The 13,842-nt window shown below is 70.1% G+C and carries 15 protein-coding genes; 6 read left to right on the forward strand and 9 right to left on the reverse strand.

What is annotated here, in order from left to right:
* Position 1 precedes the first annotated feature (1 nt).
* Positions 2-1,939 carry an ABC transporter ATP-binding protein gene (locus P5G46_RS03270; protein WP_375095702.1) on the reverse strand — a complete coding sequence of 646 codons (1,938 nt, stop codon included), beginning with the start codon at positions 1,937-1,939 and terminating at the stop codon, positions 2-4.
* 189 nt (positions 1,940-2,128) lie between these two features.
* On the opposite strand from P5G46_RS03270, the gene P5G46_RS03275 reads away from it, so the two are divergent.
* Positions 2,129-3,622, forward strand: a complete 1,494-nt coding sequence (locus P5G46_RS03275) for an MDR family MFS transporter (protein WP_239273324.1) — start codon at positions 2,129-2,131, stop codon at positions 3,620-3,622.
* Positions 3,623-3,658: 36 nt separating this feature from the next.
* Here P5G46_RS03275 and P5G46_RS03280 read toward each other — a convergent pair whose 3' ends face one another.
* The gene (locus tag P5G46_RS03280; protein WP_275437741.1) at positions 3,659-3,790 is read right to left on the reverse strand and encodes a hypothetical protein; all 132 of its coding nucleotides are present in this window, start codon (positions 3,788-3,790) and stop codon (positions 3,659-3,661) included.
* Positions 3,791-3,953: 163 nt separating this feature from the next.
* Here P5G46_RS03280 and P5G46_RS03285 point away from each other — a divergent pair, with 163 nt between their 5' ends.
* On the forward strand, positions 3,954-4,502 hold the full coding sequence (locus P5G46_RS03285; protein WP_239273312.1) for a type 1 glutamine amidotransferase domain-containing protein: 549 nt from the start codon (positions 3,954-3,956) through the stop codon (positions 4,500-4,502).
* A 154-nt stretch (positions 4,503-4,656) separates the two neighbouring features.
* Here the strand turns inward: P5G46_RS03285 and P5G46_RS03290 are convergent, their stop codons facing one another.
* Both P5G46_RS03290 and P5G46_RS03295 read right to left on the reverse strand, forming a co-directional pair.
* On the reverse strand, positions 4,657-5,478 hold the full coding sequence (locus P5G46_RS03290) for a DNA-formamidopyrimidine glycosylase family protein (protein ID WP_375095446.1): 822 nt from the start codon (positions 5,476-5,478) through the stop codon (positions 4,657-4,659).
* A 13-nt stretch (positions 5,479-5,491) separates the two neighbouring features.
* Positions 5,492-6,937: a flotillin family protein gene (locus P5G46_RS03295; protein ID WP_375095445.1), complete on the reverse strand. Its 1,446-nt coding sequence runs from the start codon at positions 6,935-6,937 to the stop codon at positions 5,492-5,494.
* 173 nt (positions 6,938-7,110) lie between these two features.
* Between P5G46_RS03295 and P5G46_RS03300 the strand changes: the two genes are divergently transcribed.
* Complete coding sequence (locus tag P5G46_RS03300; protein WP_239273281.1) at positions 7,111-7,515, forward strand: glucose-6-phosphate dehydrogenase; 405 nt, start codon at positions 7,111-7,113, stop codon at positions 7,513-7,515.
* A gap of 55 nt (positions 7,516-7,570) precedes the next feature.
* On the opposite strand, the gene P5G46_RS03305 is transcribed toward P5G46_RS03300, so the two are convergent.
* The 4 genes from P5G46_RS03305 to P5G46_RS03320 form a co-directional block, all read right to left on the reverse strand.
* Positions 7,571-8,539: an aldose 1-epimerase family protein gene (locus tag P5G46_RS03305; RefSeq protein WP_375095444.1), complete on the reverse strand. Its 969-nt coding sequence runs from the start codon at positions 8,537-8,539 to the stop codon at positions 7,571-7,573.
* Positions 8,540-8,640: 101 nt separating this feature from the next.
* Positions 8,641-8,811 carry a CsbD family protein gene (locus P5G46_RS03310; RefSeq protein ID WP_228163496.1) on the reverse strand — a complete coding sequence of 57 codons (171 nt, stop codon included), beginning with the start codon at positions 8,809-8,811 and terminating at the stop codon, positions 8,641-8,643.
* Positions 8,812-8,930: 119 nt separating this feature from the next.
* The gene (locus P5G46_RS03315) at positions 8,931-9,647 is read right to left on the reverse strand and encodes a hypothetical protein (RefSeq protein ID WP_375095443.1); all 717 of its coding nucleotides are present in this window, start codon (positions 9,645-9,647) and stop codon (positions 8,931-8,933) included.
* Positions 9,631-10,158, reverse strand: a complete 528-nt coding sequence (locus P5G46_RS03320) for a sigma-70 family RNA polymerase sigma factor (protein ID WP_375095442.1) — start codon at positions 10,156-10,158, stop codon at positions 9,631-9,633. Before P5G46_RS03320 ends, P5G46_RS03315 begins: the two co-directional genes overlap by 17 nt.
* Positions 10,159-10,380: 222 nt before the next feature.
* Between P5G46_RS03320 and P5G46_RS03325 the strand changes: the two genes are divergently transcribed.
* From P5G46_RS03325 to P5G46_RS03335, 3 genes are all read left to right on the forward strand, one after another.
* Positions 10,381-11,091 carry a CHRD domain-containing protein gene (locus tag P5G46_RS03325; protein WP_239273259.1) on the forward strand — a complete coding sequence of 237 codons (711 nt, stop codon included), beginning with the start codon at positions 10,381-10,383 and terminating at the stop codon, positions 11,089-11,091.
* Positions 11,088-11,753 carry a class F sortase gene (locus tag P5G46_RS03330; RefSeq protein ID WP_375095441.1) on the forward strand — a complete coding sequence of 222 codons (666 nt, stop codon included), beginning with the start codon at positions 11,088-11,090 and terminating at the stop codon, positions 11,751-11,753. The genes P5G46_RS03325 and P5G46_RS03330 overlap by 4 nt, the downstream gene beginning before the upstream one ends.
* A 79-nt stretch (positions 11,754-11,832) precedes the next feature.
* On the forward strand, positions 11,833-13,158 hold the full coding sequence (locus P5G46_RS03335) for a D-alanyl-D-alanine carboxypeptidase (protein WP_375095440.1): 1,326 nt from the start codon (positions 11,833-11,835) through the stop codon (positions 13,156-13,158).
* 163 nt (positions 13,159-13,321) lie between these two features.
* On the opposite strand, the gene P5G46_RS03340 is transcribed toward P5G46_RS03335, so the two are convergent.
* Positions 13,322-13,840: a P-loop nucleotide/nucleoside kinase family protein gene (locus P5G46_RS03340; protein ID WP_239273245.1), complete on the reverse strand. Its 519-nt coding sequence runs from the start codon at positions 13,838-13,840 to the stop codon at positions 13,322-13,324.
* Positions 13,841-13,842 lie beyond the last annotated feature (2 nt).

Raw genomic sequence — 13,842 nt, forward strand, 5'->3', positions numbered from 1 at the left:
TCTAGGCGGGTGGCTCATCGCCCCGGCGCGACGCCAGGGCAGGACGTGGGAGGCCGGCGCTGTCGCGCCCCTCTTCACTGAGGACGAACGACGCGGCCAGCTGCTCGGCCGCGAGTCCCGCGTACAGGCCCCCGGCGGCGAGGAGCTCGGTGTGCGTGCCGGACTCCACGATCCTTCCCGCATCGACCACGTGGATGCGGTCGGCACCGATGACCGTCGAGAGGCGGTGCGCGATCGAGAGCGTCGTGCGACCGTGCGCCGCGGTCTCGAGGGCCTCCTGCACGATGCGTTCCGACACCGTGTCGAGCGCGCTCGTGGCCTCGTCGAGAAGCAGCACGGGAGGATCCTTCAGCAGCACGCGGGCAATCGCGATGCGCTGCTTCTCGCCCCCGGACAATCGATAACCGCGCTCACCGACGACGGTGTCGTAGCCGTCCTCGAAACCGGCGATGACGTGGTGGATGTTCGCGGCCCGGCACGCCGCCTCGATCTCGGCATCCGTCGCGTCGGGCTTGGCATAACGGAGGTTCTCCCGCACCGAGGCGTGGAAGAGGTACGTCTCTTGCGAGACGATGCCGATGTTGTCGATGATCGACGAGCGTTCCAGCGTTCGCACATCGGCGCCCGAGAACATCACCGAGCCGCCGCTCGCCTCGTACATGCGCGGGGTGAGGTACAGGATGGTCGTCTTGCCGGCGCCCGAGGGCCCGACGAAGGCGACGTGCTGGCCCGGCTCGACCACGAAGGACACGCCGCCGAGAGTGGGGCGCGCCTGCTCGGGAGCATCGGGGTAGCGGAACACGACGTCGCGGAACTCGACGCGTCCGACCGGGCCGGGCGCCGCGGACACCGGGATGGCATCCGGCGCGTCCGCGATCGCGGGCGTGAGGTCGAGGTACTCGAAGATGCGGGCGAAGAGCGCGGACGACGTCTGCACGTCGAGAGCGACCCGCATCAGGCCCATGAGCGGCATGAGCAGCCGCGCCTGCACCGTGGTGAAGGCGACGATCGTTCCGGCCGTGAGGCTGCCCGCACCGCTGCCGACGAGGAGTCCCGCAACGAGGTAGATGAGGGCGGGGACGCTCGACATGATCACCTGGACGACCGCGAAGAACCGCTGACCGCTCATCGCCTGACGCACCTGCAGCCGCACCTGGTTCGCGTTCTCGGCGTCGTACCGGGCGGACTCGGTGCGCTGACGGTTGAAGGACTTCGACAGCAGGATGCCGGACACGCTCAGCGTCTCTTGCGTGATCGCCGACAGCTCGGAGAGCGACTCCTGCGTCTGCGCCGCGATGCGGGCGCGGACCTGCCCCACGCGGCGCTGCACGAGGACGAGGAACGGCATGATGACCACCGCGATGAGGGTCAGCCGCCAGTCGATGAGGATCATCGCCACGAGCGAGGCGACCACCGTCACCGAATTGCCCAGGATGCTGGTCACGGTGTTGGTGAGGACCCCCGAGACCCCGCCCACGTCGTTCTGCAGACGCGATTGGATGACACCGGTCTTCGTGCGCGTGAAGAAGCCGAGCTCCATGGACTGCAGGTGCGTGAACAAGCGCACCCGCAGGTCGCCCGTGACGCGGTTGCCCACGGTCGCCGTGAACCACGTCTGCGCGACCCCCAAGCCACCGGAGAGCAGGAAGAGACCGATCATCGCGGCGACGAGGATGGCCAGCAGCCGGAGGTCGACGGGCGAACCGTCGACCGGGAACAGGGCGTCGTCGAAGATGCGCTGCACCAGGAGCGGAGGGATCACCGCCACCGCGGCGCCGAGGACCACGAGGACCACCGTCGCGACGATGCGACCACGGTAGGGCCGGAACAGCGCGGCGACGCGCCGGCCCAGGTCGGGCACACGCGGCGCCTCGGCATTGCGCTGCCGCTGCGTCTCCGCGTACACGCCGCGGAACATGCTCCCGCCGGCGCCACCCATGCTCATGTCGGTCAGCCTACGTCCGACCGCGGACATGGGGACGCCCGGGGGATGTCCGAGGCTCCCGCTAGACTCGGCATCCGTCTTCCGATTCTTCGATCCTGGGAATACGCCGCGCGACAGCGCCGTTGCCCCCGAAGTCCGTCGCCTTCCGTGACGCCACGACGCCCTCCCCGATTGGATCTCGCCATGGCCGCCACCACCGGAATCCCCACCGCTCCCCCGGCCTCGGCGTCGGGGGTGACCGCCGAGCAGAGCCGCGTGATCTGGCTCCTGCTCACGGCCGCGTTCGTGGCGATCCTCAACGAGACCACCATGAACGTGGCGATCCCGTTTCTGATCCGCGATCTGGGCATCACCGCCGTCGCCGCGCAGTGGCTGACCACCGCGTTCATGCTGACGATGGCCGTCGTCATCCCCATCACCGGCTTCCTCCTGCAGCGATTCACCACGCGGCAGGTGTTCATCGCGGCAATGAGCCTGTTCTCGGCTGGAACCCTCGTCGCGTTCGTCGCACCCGGGTTCGAGGTGCTCGTGGCCGCCCGTGTCATTCAGGCGTCCGGCACCGCGATCATGATGCCGTTGCTGATGACGACGATCATGACGATCGTGCCCCCGCAGCAGCGCGGACGGATGATGGGCCGCGTCAGCATCGTCATGGCCCTGGCGCCCGCGATCGGACCGACGATGTCGGGCCTCGTGCTGCAGTCACTCGGGTGGCACTGGATCTTCGGCATCGTGCTGCCGATCGCGCTCGTCGCGCTGTTCGTCGGCGCGCGGTGGATCCACAACCTCGGCGAGACGCGGAGGGCTCCGATCGACATCCTCTCCGTCATCCTGTCGGCGTTCGGCTTCGGCGGTCTCGTGTTCGGACTCAGCCAGATCGGCGGCGGCGGACACGGTGCGGGAGCCGACGCCGCCGCGGCGCAATCGGCATCCACTGCCACGCTCGTGATCTCGCTCGTCATCGGTGCCGTGGGGCTGTCGCTGTTCGTCCTGCGTCAGCTCCGCCTGCAGAAGGGCGGCGTCGCGCTGCTCGACCTGCGCGTGTTCCGCTCGCGCAACTTCACGCTGTCGGTCGCACAGTTGGGTGTGATGTCGCTGGCGTTCTTCGGCGCGATCACCCTCCTTCCGCTCTACCTGCAGAACGTCCTCGGCAAGAGCCCGCTCGAGACCGGCCTCGCCGTCCTGCCCGGCTCGCTCGCGATGGGCCTGGCCGGCCCGGTGATCGGACGCCTGTACGACCGCTTCGGCACCCAGGTCCTGCTCGTGCCCGGCGCGGTCATCACGAGCGCCATGCTGTGGTTCTACTCCACCGTGGGCACGGACACGTCCTTCGTCCTGCTGATCGTCGCCCAAACGGTGCTGTCGATCGGACTCGCGCTGTCGTTCACGCCGTTGTTCACGGCCTCCCTCGGCTCGGTCGCGCCGCAGTTCTACTCGTACGGCTCCGCCGTGGTCGGCACCGTCCAGCAGGTGGCGGGCGCCGCGGGCATCGCGCTCCTGGTCACGGTCATGTCCGCCGTGTCGGCCTCGAACGGCGGGGGCCTCGAGGCCGATGCCGCCGGCACGCGCACGGCCTTCCTCATCGCTGCGATCGTCTCGCTGCCCTTGATTGTCGGTGCCTTCGTCATTCGCAAGCCGGCCGACCAGATCGAGGGCGCAGCGCCGATGGCGCACTGAGGCCCGCGCGCGCTCCGTCGCCGGAGCGTCCGCGCGTCAGTCCAGCGAGCAGGCTCCGCCCCCGCAACAGCGAGCAGCGGGAGGAACGTCGTCGTCGGTCTCGGGCGTCAGCAGAGCGATCAGAGGCTTCTGCGGCGTCTCGGTATCGGGGGTGGTGTCACCGGACATCCGTCCATGCTAGGCCCGCGCCCCGTCGCCGGGGCCGCCCCGTGACGGCGCGAGACGGCGCGGGCGCCCGTAGCCCCCGGTCCGGGCATCCGCAACCCCCGCGGCGCCGTCACGGGTGGTTCGTAGCGTGGTGGCATCCCGACCACGAACGAGAGGAGTCCCCATGACGGACCTCACCGGAAAGCGCATCGCCTTCCTTCTCACCGACGGCTTCGAAGACAGCGAGCTCACCAGCCCGTGGGACGCCGTCACCTCGGCCGGCGCGGAGGCCGTACTCGTCTCCCCCGCTGACGGTAGCGTCACGGGCGAGAAGGGGCACGAGCAGAAGGTCGACCTCCCCGTCGGTGCGGCGACGGCCGACGACTTCGACGCGCTCGTCCTCCCCGGCGGCGTTCAGAACGCGGACGACATCCGGATCGTGAAGGATGCCGTGCACTTCGCCCGTGCCTTCTTCGACCAGCACAAGCCGGTCGCCGTCATCTGCCACGGCGGGTGGATCCTCACCGAGGCGGATGTTCTGAAGGGCCGCACCCTCACCAGCTACCCGACGCTGCAGACCGACCTGCGCAACGCCGGCGCCACCTGGGTCGACGAGGAGGTCCACGTCGACCACGGCCTCGTCTCGAGCCGCAACCCCGACGACCTGCCGGCGTTCAACGCCAAGCTCGTCGAGGAGGTCGCCGAAGGAAAGCACGCGGGCCAGACGGCCTGACACCGTTCGAGCGCAGGGCTCCGGGCTTCGGCTCGGGGCCCTTCGTCGTTCATCCGGTTCGCGGAGACGTCATCGTGCCGACGTCTGCCCCGCTGCCTGCCGCACGGATGCAGCGCGATGACACCGCGGCGGCGAGAGAGCGGCGGCCGCAGGGTCAGGCGTGCGGCGGCTGGCACGCGGGGCAGTACTGGCCACCGCCCTTCGTGCCGGGAATGTCCTCGACGACGCCATCGCCGTCGGGGCACGGCTCGCCGGTGCGCCCGTGCACCCGCATCGCCGCGACCTTCGCCGCTTTCTGATCGGCAATGGGCACTCCGCGGCGCGACGCGACGGCCTCGTCGAGCACGGCGCGAAGCGCCTCGTGCAGTCGTGTGATCTCGCCGTCCGTGAGGGCTGCCGCGTGGGCGACGGGCGACAGGCGCGCGACGTAGAGGATCTCGTCCGAGTACGCGTTGCCGATGCCGGCCAGGGATTCCTGCTCCTGCAGCAGCGACTTGAGCTGCTTACGGCGCATGCCGAGCGCGCGGGCGAGGTCGTCGCGTGAGAACCCCGGGTCGGCGGCATCCGGGCCGAGTTTCGCCACGGATGGAACCTCGCGCGGGTCGTCGATGACGTGAAGCTGCACCGACAGCCAGTCGCCCGCGTCGGTGATACCGAGGACACCGCCGTCGAACCGCACGCGAGCGATGACCGCGGCACCGTCGGGAGAGGAGTCGGATGCCATCGCGTCGTCGGTCCACGTCGCCCAACCGGCGCGACCGAACCCGATCCCGAGATGCGTTCCCTCCAGATCGATGTCGATGTGCTTGCCGTATCGCACGACCTCCGTGACCGTCCGCCCGACGAGCTCGTCGAGTGAGCGGGGTCGCGACTTCACGGCCCGGAACTCGACCACTTCCACCGCACGCACCGCCTGCCCGGTGAGGCGCTCACGCAGAAACAGCGTGAGCGCCTCAACCTCGGGCGCCTCGGGCACGGTGGCGGCCCTGTCAGTCCTGCGGCTCGGGGGCCGTCGGCCGCGTCGCCGACGCGGCCGGAGTGGGCGGCGTCACCGGCGCGGAGCGGTCCAAAGCCGCGGAAGCCGGCTCCGTAGGTCGGCGCGACGCATCGGCGAACGCATCGGCCACGGCGCGGCCCTGGATGATGGCGGTCAGGTCGATACCGGTCGCCGCACGCACCGCCTCGAAGGACGAGCGCAGACCCGTCGCCGATTCGGCCGCGAGGTGGCCGCTGGCGCCTTCTCCACCGAGCACCGTGACGTTGCCGACGCGGTCGTAGCCCTTTGCGAACTCGGCCATCATCGGCACGAGCGCCTCCAGCGCCCGCTGCGCGAGCAGGGCCTCCTGGTTGTGCGACAGCGCCTCGGCCTCGGCGCGGATCGCTTCGGCGCGGGCCTCACCGGCCAGGCGCACGGCCTGCGCATCGGCCTCGGCACGCACGCGTACCGCGGCGGCTTCCTGCTCGGCGATCTGTGCGCGGGCCTGCGCCGCCTTGATCTGCGCGTAGGCCTCGGCGTCGGCCTCCTTCTGCCGCTGGTAGAGGTCGGCGTCGGCGACGCGGGCGACCTCGGACTCGAGGCGGGCCTGCGTGTTCTGCGCCTCCTGCTGGAGGACCGCCTGCCGACGCTCGGCGCGCGTGAGCGCCTCGGCCTGCTCCGCCTCGGCGTTGGCGCGACCGACCTCGGCCTTCGCGGCGGCGCTGTTCTTGTCGAGCGCGGTCTGCTCGATGAGGTTGGCTTCGTCGGTGGCGATCTGCCGCGCGCGGATCTCTCGCACCGCGTTGATGCGTGCGACTTCGGCCTCGCGCTTGACGCGCTCGACCTCGGTGGCACCGAGAGCGGAGATGTAGCCGTTGCTGTCGGTGACGCCCTGGATCTGGAACGAGTCGAGGATCAGCCCCTGCGACGACAGGTCGCCCTTGATGCCCTCGGCGATCTGGTCCGACAGCCGCTGCCGGTCACGCATGAGTTCCTCGACGGTGAGCGTCGCCACGACACCGCGCAGCGCACCCTCGAGCTGCTCGGTGGTGAACTGCTCGATCGCTTTGTCCTGCGAGGCGAAACGTTCGGCCGCGCGACGCACGGATTCGGGATCCGAGCCGATCTTCACCAGGGCCACACCGCTGACGTTCACGGTGACGCCGTTGGAGGACTGCGCGGTCGGCTCCATCTTGATCTGACGGGCGCGCAGCGAGATCATCTCGCCCCGCTGCGTGAGCGGGTTGACGATGGCGCCGCCACCGGTGATGACGGTGATGCGAGACGAGTTCCCGTCGGCGGCCTTCTGGCGCTTACCGACGATGACCAGGGCTTCATCGGCCTTCGCGACGCGATACCAGCCGCGGATCAGGCCCGCGACGATCAGGACGACCACGATGACGACGACGAGAGCGATGACGACGACGAGACCGATCGCCCCCAGAGCGGCGATTTCCATGCTTCTCCTTCGATGGGCGCCGCCCGAGGCGACGCGGGGGAATTCCTCCCAACCTATCGGGGGGCCCGCACCCGGTGTCCATCCCCCTGTGGACGGATATCCGTCCCCGCACCCCACGGCGGACGCGTACCGTTGTGGGTGAGGCGGCCCGAACCGCCGAAGAAGGGTCCCCCATGAAGATCGTCTCGTCCTCGGACTGGCGGGATGCCATCGCCTTCGACGTTCCCGTCGTCGTCGCCGATGTCGTCCCCGGTGAACCCACCCGCTGCGTCGGGTGCGGTGCAGACGGAGAGCTGTTCGACCGCACGCAGCTGTGGGCGGTGAAGCACCGTCATCCCAAGCACCACGGCGGCTTCGTCCGGTTCTACTGCGCGGAGCACAAGCCGGCTCCGGCACCCGCGCCGGCCGCGCCGATCGAGCTGAAGAAGCGCGCGTCCGCCCCGCGTGCGGAGCGCCGTACGGCCTCGCCCAAGCCGGTGCCGGTCACCGACCGTCCCACGCGGGCGATGTGCCCCGACTGCTTCGTCGAAGTCTCCGCCGGAGGCGATTGCGGCATGTGCGGCGCGCAGGTCGTCTGACACACCACGCAGAACCGCCCCGATCACATCGATCGGGGCGGTTCCGTGTGCGGGCTCAGCGGGCCGAGATGGTCCATCCGGCCTCGTGCGAGGCGCCGGGGTCGAGCGAGACCACACCGGTGTCGAAGTCGTAGGCGTCGTCGTTGAACGCGTCCGGCGCGCACGTCATCGGCTCCACCGCGAGCCCCGCGCGATGCCCGGGCGTACCCGGCCCGGTGGGCTGATCCGCTGTGTGGATCTGCACCCACGCGCACTCCCCCGCCCAGCTCATCGCCACACCCGTGCCCGACGGGTCGGTGACCGTGACGGTCGCCCGGCCGTCGGCATCCCGGATCAGTCCGGTGTAGGCGTGGTCGATCTCGACGGCACCGATCTCTCGCGCGGCGCGGAAGTCGAAGCGCGCCGCATCGACCGTGACAGATGTCAGCGCCACCGGCGACAGGCGGTCGGGCGTCACCTCGAGCACGGTGTCGGCCGGGAGGCTGAGCGTCCACTCGTCGAGAGCGGCGGGGCCTGCGACCAGGTACGGGTGCGGGCCGGTACCCCACGGTGCGGGGGTGTCGGCGAGGTTGGTCGCCCGCACCGTCTGGGTGAGGCCGTCGGCATCCAGCCGGTACGTCGTCGACACGACGAGCCACCACGGGTATCCCGCTTGTGCGGGGAGCGTCGCCGTCAGGGTGACCGCATCGTCCGACACGTCGCGGACGTTCCAGTGCGCCCATGACAGCAGGCCGTGGAGCGCGTGCCCTCGGTTGGGCTCGGTGAGAGGGAGCTGGTGCTCGCGTCCGTCGAAGCGGTGGATGCCATCCACGATGCGGTTCGGCCACGGCGCGAGCGTGGTCCCCCGGTAGGCGGGACGCAGTTCGTCCTCGTCGAAGGGGACGACGAGGTCGCGCCCCTCGAAGGTCAGCGAGCGGAGAGAGGCGCCGACGCTCGCGACGGCGGCTTCGTAGCCGTGGGCGCGGAGGACGACGGGGGTACCCGAGACCAGCGTGGGGGTCTCGGTGGGAACAGCAGCGGTCATGTCGCCATTATCCCGGTGAGGATCGGCCGGTTTGGTCATCGCCCCGTCCGGAGAACAGGAATGCCCCGACCAGGACGGCCGGGGCATTCGGGGAGGGCGACTTACTTGAAGGCGTCCTTGACGTTCTCGCCGGCCTGCTTGACGTTTGCCTTGCTCTGGTCGGCGTGTCCCTCGGCCTCGAGGCGCTCGTTGTCCGTCGTCTTGCCGGCGGCTTCCTTCGCCTTTCCGGTGAGGTTTTCAGCGGCGTTCTTGATCTTGTCGTCGAGTCCCATGTCGGCTCCTCCCGCGTGGTATCCGGGTATCTCCCGATGTCCTCCACGGTAGGTCGACGCCCTCGTTGCCGTCGGGGGGCTTGACCTACCGCTCGCCGTGAGGCACGGTGCCCCCTGGATCACACGCCCGGAAGATCCGCGTGCGCGACCACGGCATCCTCGGTGTCGCGCAGCTCCATGCGGACGGTGTCCGCCCTCAGCACGGCTGCGTTCATCCGGCACACGATCGGCACCTCGGAACCGAGCACCTCGCCGGCCGGGAACTCTCCGCCGTCCGCGCCCACGAACACCAGCTCGTAGGTCGCTCCCACATCGAGTCCGGTGGCCTGCAGGTAGGCCTCGGTCCCCCACGTGTGCGCCACGAGCTGCGCGTCGACGTCGACCTCGGCGACGTCGTCGTCCACGACGATGCTTTCGACAGCTCCGAGGGTTCCGGGCGGTCCCGAGGGTGCGGAGGGGCGAAGGAGTTCTGCTCCGTTCACCCCCACGATGACACCGACCACCAGACACGCCGCGGCCGAAACGGGGGCGATCCAGGGCCGTCGGCGGCGGGGAACCACGGCCGGGGTGCCGGGCGCCGGGACCGCCGCTGCGGCATCCTCGCGATCGATGGATGCCATGATCCGCTCGCCCAGGTCGGCGGTGTCGCGCGGGGCGATCCACGTGACGTCGCCCTGGCGGAGGCGACGTGCGACCTCCTGCAGGCCGGCGTATTCGTCGGCGCGTCGCGGGTGGCCGCGACGCAGTTCGTCGAACTCCTCCGCCTCGGCGCGGGTCAGTTCTCCCGCCAGGGCAGCGGCGACGAGTTCGGCCCATCGGTCATCGGGAGCGCGCATCCGGCTCCTCCCTTCCTTCGAAGTGCGTGCGGAGGGCGCGGAGCGCATGGAACGTGCGCGTACGCCAGGTGGAGACGGGGACACCCGTGGCATCCGAGAGCTCCTGATAACTCCGACCGTGAAGATGGACGGCGACGACCGCTGTGCGGTGGGCCTCGCTCAGGACAGCGAGGGCCTCGAGCATGCGCAGGCGCTCCAGCGGGTCGATGGCGTCGGTGGCACGGCTCTCGAGTTCCGCGTCGTCGCCGATGAGCGGAAGGCGTGCCCGCGTACGCAGGGCGTCGACGATGACGTTGCGCGCGATAGAGAAGAGCCACGTGCGCTCCGACGCCTGCTCCGGGTCGAACCGGTCTCGCGCACGCCACGCACGCAGGAAGGTCTCCTGCACGCAGTCCTCGGCCAGGGGCCGGTCACGTAGGGCGTTGACCGCGTAGCCGAGAAGCGCGCCGCCATGCTCCTCGAATGCACGCCGCACGTCGAACGCGACCGCCCGTCGCCGAGGCACGCGCATGGGTGCCTCCTCGCGTTCCGCGGCGGAAGCCGCCCGTCGACCGACCATCGGTGACCGTCCTCCCCGAGGCTAACGGTCGCGATGCCGTTGGACTCGCCGAGGAATACGTCGACGAGCTCCGAAACGTTCATCGCGAAGCTTCCCGTCTCGATGAACGCACCGGCCACCGGCGACGTACACCCCGCAACCGGACGACGAGCGTCCCGATCGAAAGGCACGACGATGACGAAGAAGGTATATGCCCGCCCCTTGACGATAGGTGCCGTCGCGGGCATCGCGCTTCTGGGGATCGCCGCCCCGGCGCACGCCGAGACAGAGGTCGCCGAACCGTCGGAGTTCACGAGCGCGTTCACCGTCATGGCCACCCCCGACCAGGTGATCAACAACGACGGGGTGCCCGCGCCCGGCCAGGACGGAGCGACGGGGACTTTCACGTTCCGCATCAACTCCGACCTCGACATCATCTGCTACGACATCCGACTGGAGGGCGTGAGCGGCGATTACCAGAGCCCGGCGAAGACAGCGACGCACATCCACGAAGCGGCCGTCGGCAAGCCCGGGCCGCCGCGTATCGCCTTCCCCAACCCGGCCCCCGTCGGCGACGGCCCGCGCGAATCGTCGGGCTGCCTTGAGGGCCCCTTCACCACCGGTGTCCAGGCCGACGGCGTCGACACCGGCGACGGCTTCACCCTCGCCCAGATCGAGGCGAACCCGGCCGGCTTCACCGGAGACTCCCACACCGTGATGTCTCCCGCGGGGGTCGTACGCGGCCAGCTGACGGCCATCCCGGTCGGCGGCGTCGACACCGGCGCGGGCGGCGCCGCCGATACCGACGCCGCTCCCCTCGTCGTCTCCGCCGCTGTCGCCGGTGCGGGTGTCATTGCGGGCGCCGCCCTGATGATCCACCGTCGTCGCGGGTCCGCGGCACAGTGATCCCCACGCCGCGCGGCGCGCAGCGGAACGCCCCCGCCGGGCGACCGCGGCGCGCCGCGTGCGCGCTCACGCTCGCAGCGGTGTGGGTCTGCGCGGGATGCGCCGTCGCGCCGACGGCTGCCGGGACCGCGCCGACCACCTCCGGCTTCGCGCCGACCATCACCGCGCCGGCGCCCGCCCCCTCGCAGACCCCACTCCTCGAGAAAGGTCACTCGACAGCGATCGCCGATCCCGCGCGCGTCGTCATCCCGGGTCTCGGGCTCGACGAGCCACTCATCGAGTTGGGCCTCGCCGAAGACGGAGCCATGGAGGTGCCCGTCGACTACGACGAGGTCGGTTGGTTCACGGGCGGCGGAAGACCGGGCGGAACCGGGCCCACCGTGATCGCGGCGCACGTGGACTCCCCCACCGGCCCCGCCGTCTTCCGATACCTCGAGGACGTGTCCGTCGGTGACGTCGTCGAGGTGCACGACGCGGCCGGACGCGTCCACGCCTATCGCGTGACCGAGACCGCCGACTACCCGAAGGCGCAATTCCCCACGGCCCGCGTATTCGGCGCAACGGCGCGCGACGAGCTGCGCGTGATCACGTGCGGAGGGATCTTCGACCGCGGCGCCGGCTCCTATCTCGACAACCGGGTCGTCTTCGCCGAGCGGGTGTGACCACCGGCCCCGGAGGCGCACACCGTTTCCGCTCCGCACCCGGGGAGGTTAGGTTCGAAGAGCGCGAGGGGGAATCGCAATGGGGGGAGCACAACAGGTCGACGATCTGACGACATTCGCGGATCTGCTCGACGACGCACCCGCGGCATCCGGTACGGGCAGGGCCGGCAAGATCGCGCTGATCGTGTTCCTCGTGGTCGTACTCGCGACCCTCGGCGCCGGGGGCGGATACGTGTGGTGGGCTTCGGCAGCACCGCTAGGGGCCCCCGCGGTCACTTCAGAGCCGCCCGCGGTCCCCGCATCCGAGCCGGCATCGATCCGGTTGCCGACCACCGGATCGATGCTCGTCAGTGCCTCCGGCGGGGACGCCTACCTGGGCCCGGATGCCTCCGGCGCCTGGGTGTCCTCGGGCGGTGACGAGCCGCGGCCGATCGCGAGCATCGCGAAGCTCGTCACCGCGCTCGTCGTGCTGGACCGGCATCCACTCGCGAGCCCTGACGACCCTGGACCGACTCTGACCTTCGGCGAGGCCGACGCCGACCTGTACGACGAGTTCTACGTCCGAGGCGTAACGATCGCGAGGATGCCCGAGGGCGCACAGGTGTCGCTGCACGACGCACTCGCCACCATGCTCCTGCCGTCGGCAAGCAACTATGCCGTCGCGGTCGCGCGGTGGGGCTTCGGTTCCGAGAGCGCGTACGTGAACGCGGCTCGGTCGTGGCTGGACGCGAACGGACTCTCCTCGACACGGATCATGGACGCCACCGGCGTCGACGAACGGAACACGAGCACGCCGAGCGACCTCCTCGCGCTCGGCAAGATCGCGGCGGCGAATCCCGTGGTCGCGGCGATCACGGGCACGTCGTCGATCTCGGTGCCCGCCGGGCCCGGCACGGTGACGAACACCAACGGCCTGCTGGGCGTGGAGGGGATCGACGGGCTCAAGACCGGGAACCTGGGCGAGGGCAGCTTCAATCTTCTGTTCACCTCGGATCTCGACGTGGGCACTGGTGCGCCCCTGAGGATCACCGGTGTGCGCCTGGGCGGCACGACGCACGACAGCACCGATCAGGACGTCGTGACACTGCTGCAGAGCATCCGGGCGGGGTTCCACGAGGTGCCGGTCGGGAGCGTCGGCGCACCGATCGGCGAGATCACGACGGCGTGGGGCTCGCGCGCCGACATCGTCCTCGCGCGGGGTGCGTCGCTGATGACATGGTCCGACACCCCCGTGACCGCGACGCTCGACGTCCGCACGCCCGAGACCTTCGCCGACGGTGAGACGGTCGGCACGGTCACCTGGACCGCGGGTCCGAACACCACCTCCGCCGAAGTGGCCATCTCGGGCGCGATCGAGGAGCCGTCCCTGTGGTGGAGGCTGACGCATCCGGGCGAGCTCGGCTGAGCCGCGGGCGCGGTGCAGACGCGCCCGTCACACGACCTGCAGCGGAGTGATCGAGGCAATCTGGGGTTGAGGCGCGTCGATGCCGTCGCCGCCGACGCGCCATCGCTCGCACACGGGCGCTACTCCATCCCGAAGGAAAGACCCTCGGCCGGCCGGCCTCCGCTCAGTTGTTGAAGCGGAACTCCACGACGTATCGTTCGACATCTGCCGCGACCTGCTCCCCGCTCATCCCCGACACATCGATCGTCCGGAGGGTATCAACCCACGGCGCGACCTCCCGCCCGGCAACCTCGGTCCAGGTCGGCTCAGTGACATGCGTGAAGCCTCGATCACGTTCACGGAGTCGCGACGCATGGCCGATGGTGTCGCTCATTGTCAATACGACCGAGCACAGTTCCGCGTCCGCTGAGTCGGCTGCTCGACGCCAGGTGTCACGCGCTGGCTCGCTGTCATTGACAGCATCCACCACGACAGTCCGACCAGTGCGCAGATTCAGTTCGGCCATCGCGCGAACCGCTTCGTAGGCGGCGACACCTGTTTCCCACCCTTGCGGGAACCCCGCCCCGAGCAGGGCATCCTCGACCGGGTCGATGGACAGACGCACCGCACCGAGGCGAGCACCGACGAGGTCGGCGACGGTCGTCTTCCCCACGCCAGGCAGCCCAGAGATCACGATGAGCATCA

The organism is Microbacterium mcarthurae (assembly GCF_046064585.1).
In the GTDB taxonomy this organism is placed as follows: Bacteria; Actinomycetota; Actinomycetes; order Actinomycetales; family Microbacteriaceae; genus Microbacterium; species Microbacterium mcarthurae.

Excerpts from the sequence above, each read along its gene's own strand:
- P5G46_RS03270 (WP_375095702.1), bottom strand. The coding sequence starts at position 1,939 with ATGGGTGGCGCCGGCGGGAGCATGTTCCGCGGCGTGTACGCGGAGACG.
- P5G46_RS03300 (WP_239273281.1), top strand. The coding sequence starts at position 7,111 with ATGAAGATCGTCTCGTCCTCGGACTGGCGGGATGCCATCGCCTTCGAC.
- P5G46_RS03275 (WP_239273324.1), top strand. The coding sequence starts at position 2,129 with ATGGCCGCCACCACCGGAATCCCCACCGCTCCCCCGGCCTCGGCGTCG.
- P5G46_RS03320 (WP_375095442.1), bottom strand. The coding sequence starts at position 10,158 with ATGCGCGTGCCTCGGCGACGGGCGGTCGCGTTCGACGTGCGGCGTGCA.
- P5G46_RS03280 (WP_275437741.1), bottom strand. The coding sequence starts at position 3,790 with ATGTCCGGTGACACCACCCCCGATACCGAGACGCCGCAGAAGCCTCTG.
- P5G46_RS03285 (WP_239273312.1), top strand. The coding sequence starts at position 3,954 with ATGACGGACCTCACCGGAAAGCGCATCGCCTTCCTTCTCACCGACGGC.
- P5G46_RS03295 (WP_375095445.1), bottom strand. The coding sequence starts at position 6,937 with ATGGAAATCGCCGCTCTGGGGGCGATCGGTCTCGTCGTCGTCATCGCT.
- P5G46_RS03340 (WP_239273245.1), bottom strand. The coding sequence starts at position 13,840 with ATGCTCATCGTGATCTCTGGGCTGCCTGGCGTGGGGAAGACGACCGTC.
- P5G46_RS03310 (WP_228163496.1), bottom strand. The coding sequence starts at position 8,811 with ATGGGACTCGACGACAAGATCAAGAACGCCGCTGAAAACCTCACCGGA.
- P5G46_RS03305 (WP_375095444.1), bottom strand. The coding sequence starts at position 8,539 with ATGACCGCTGCTGTTCCCACCGAGACCCCCACGCTGGTCTCGGGTACC.
- P5G46_RS03325 (WP_239273259.1), top strand. The coding sequence starts at position 10,381 with ATGACGAAGAAGGTATATGCCCGCCCCTTGACGATAGGTGCCGTCGCG.
- P5G46_RS03335 (WP_375095440.1), top strand. The coding sequence starts at position 11,833 with ATGGGGGGAGCACAACAGGTCGACGATCTGACGACATTCGCGGATCTG.
- P5G46_RS03315 (WP_375095443.1), bottom strand. The coding sequence starts at position 9,647 with ATGCGCGCTCCCGATGACCGATGGGCCGAACTCGTCGCCGCTGCCCTG.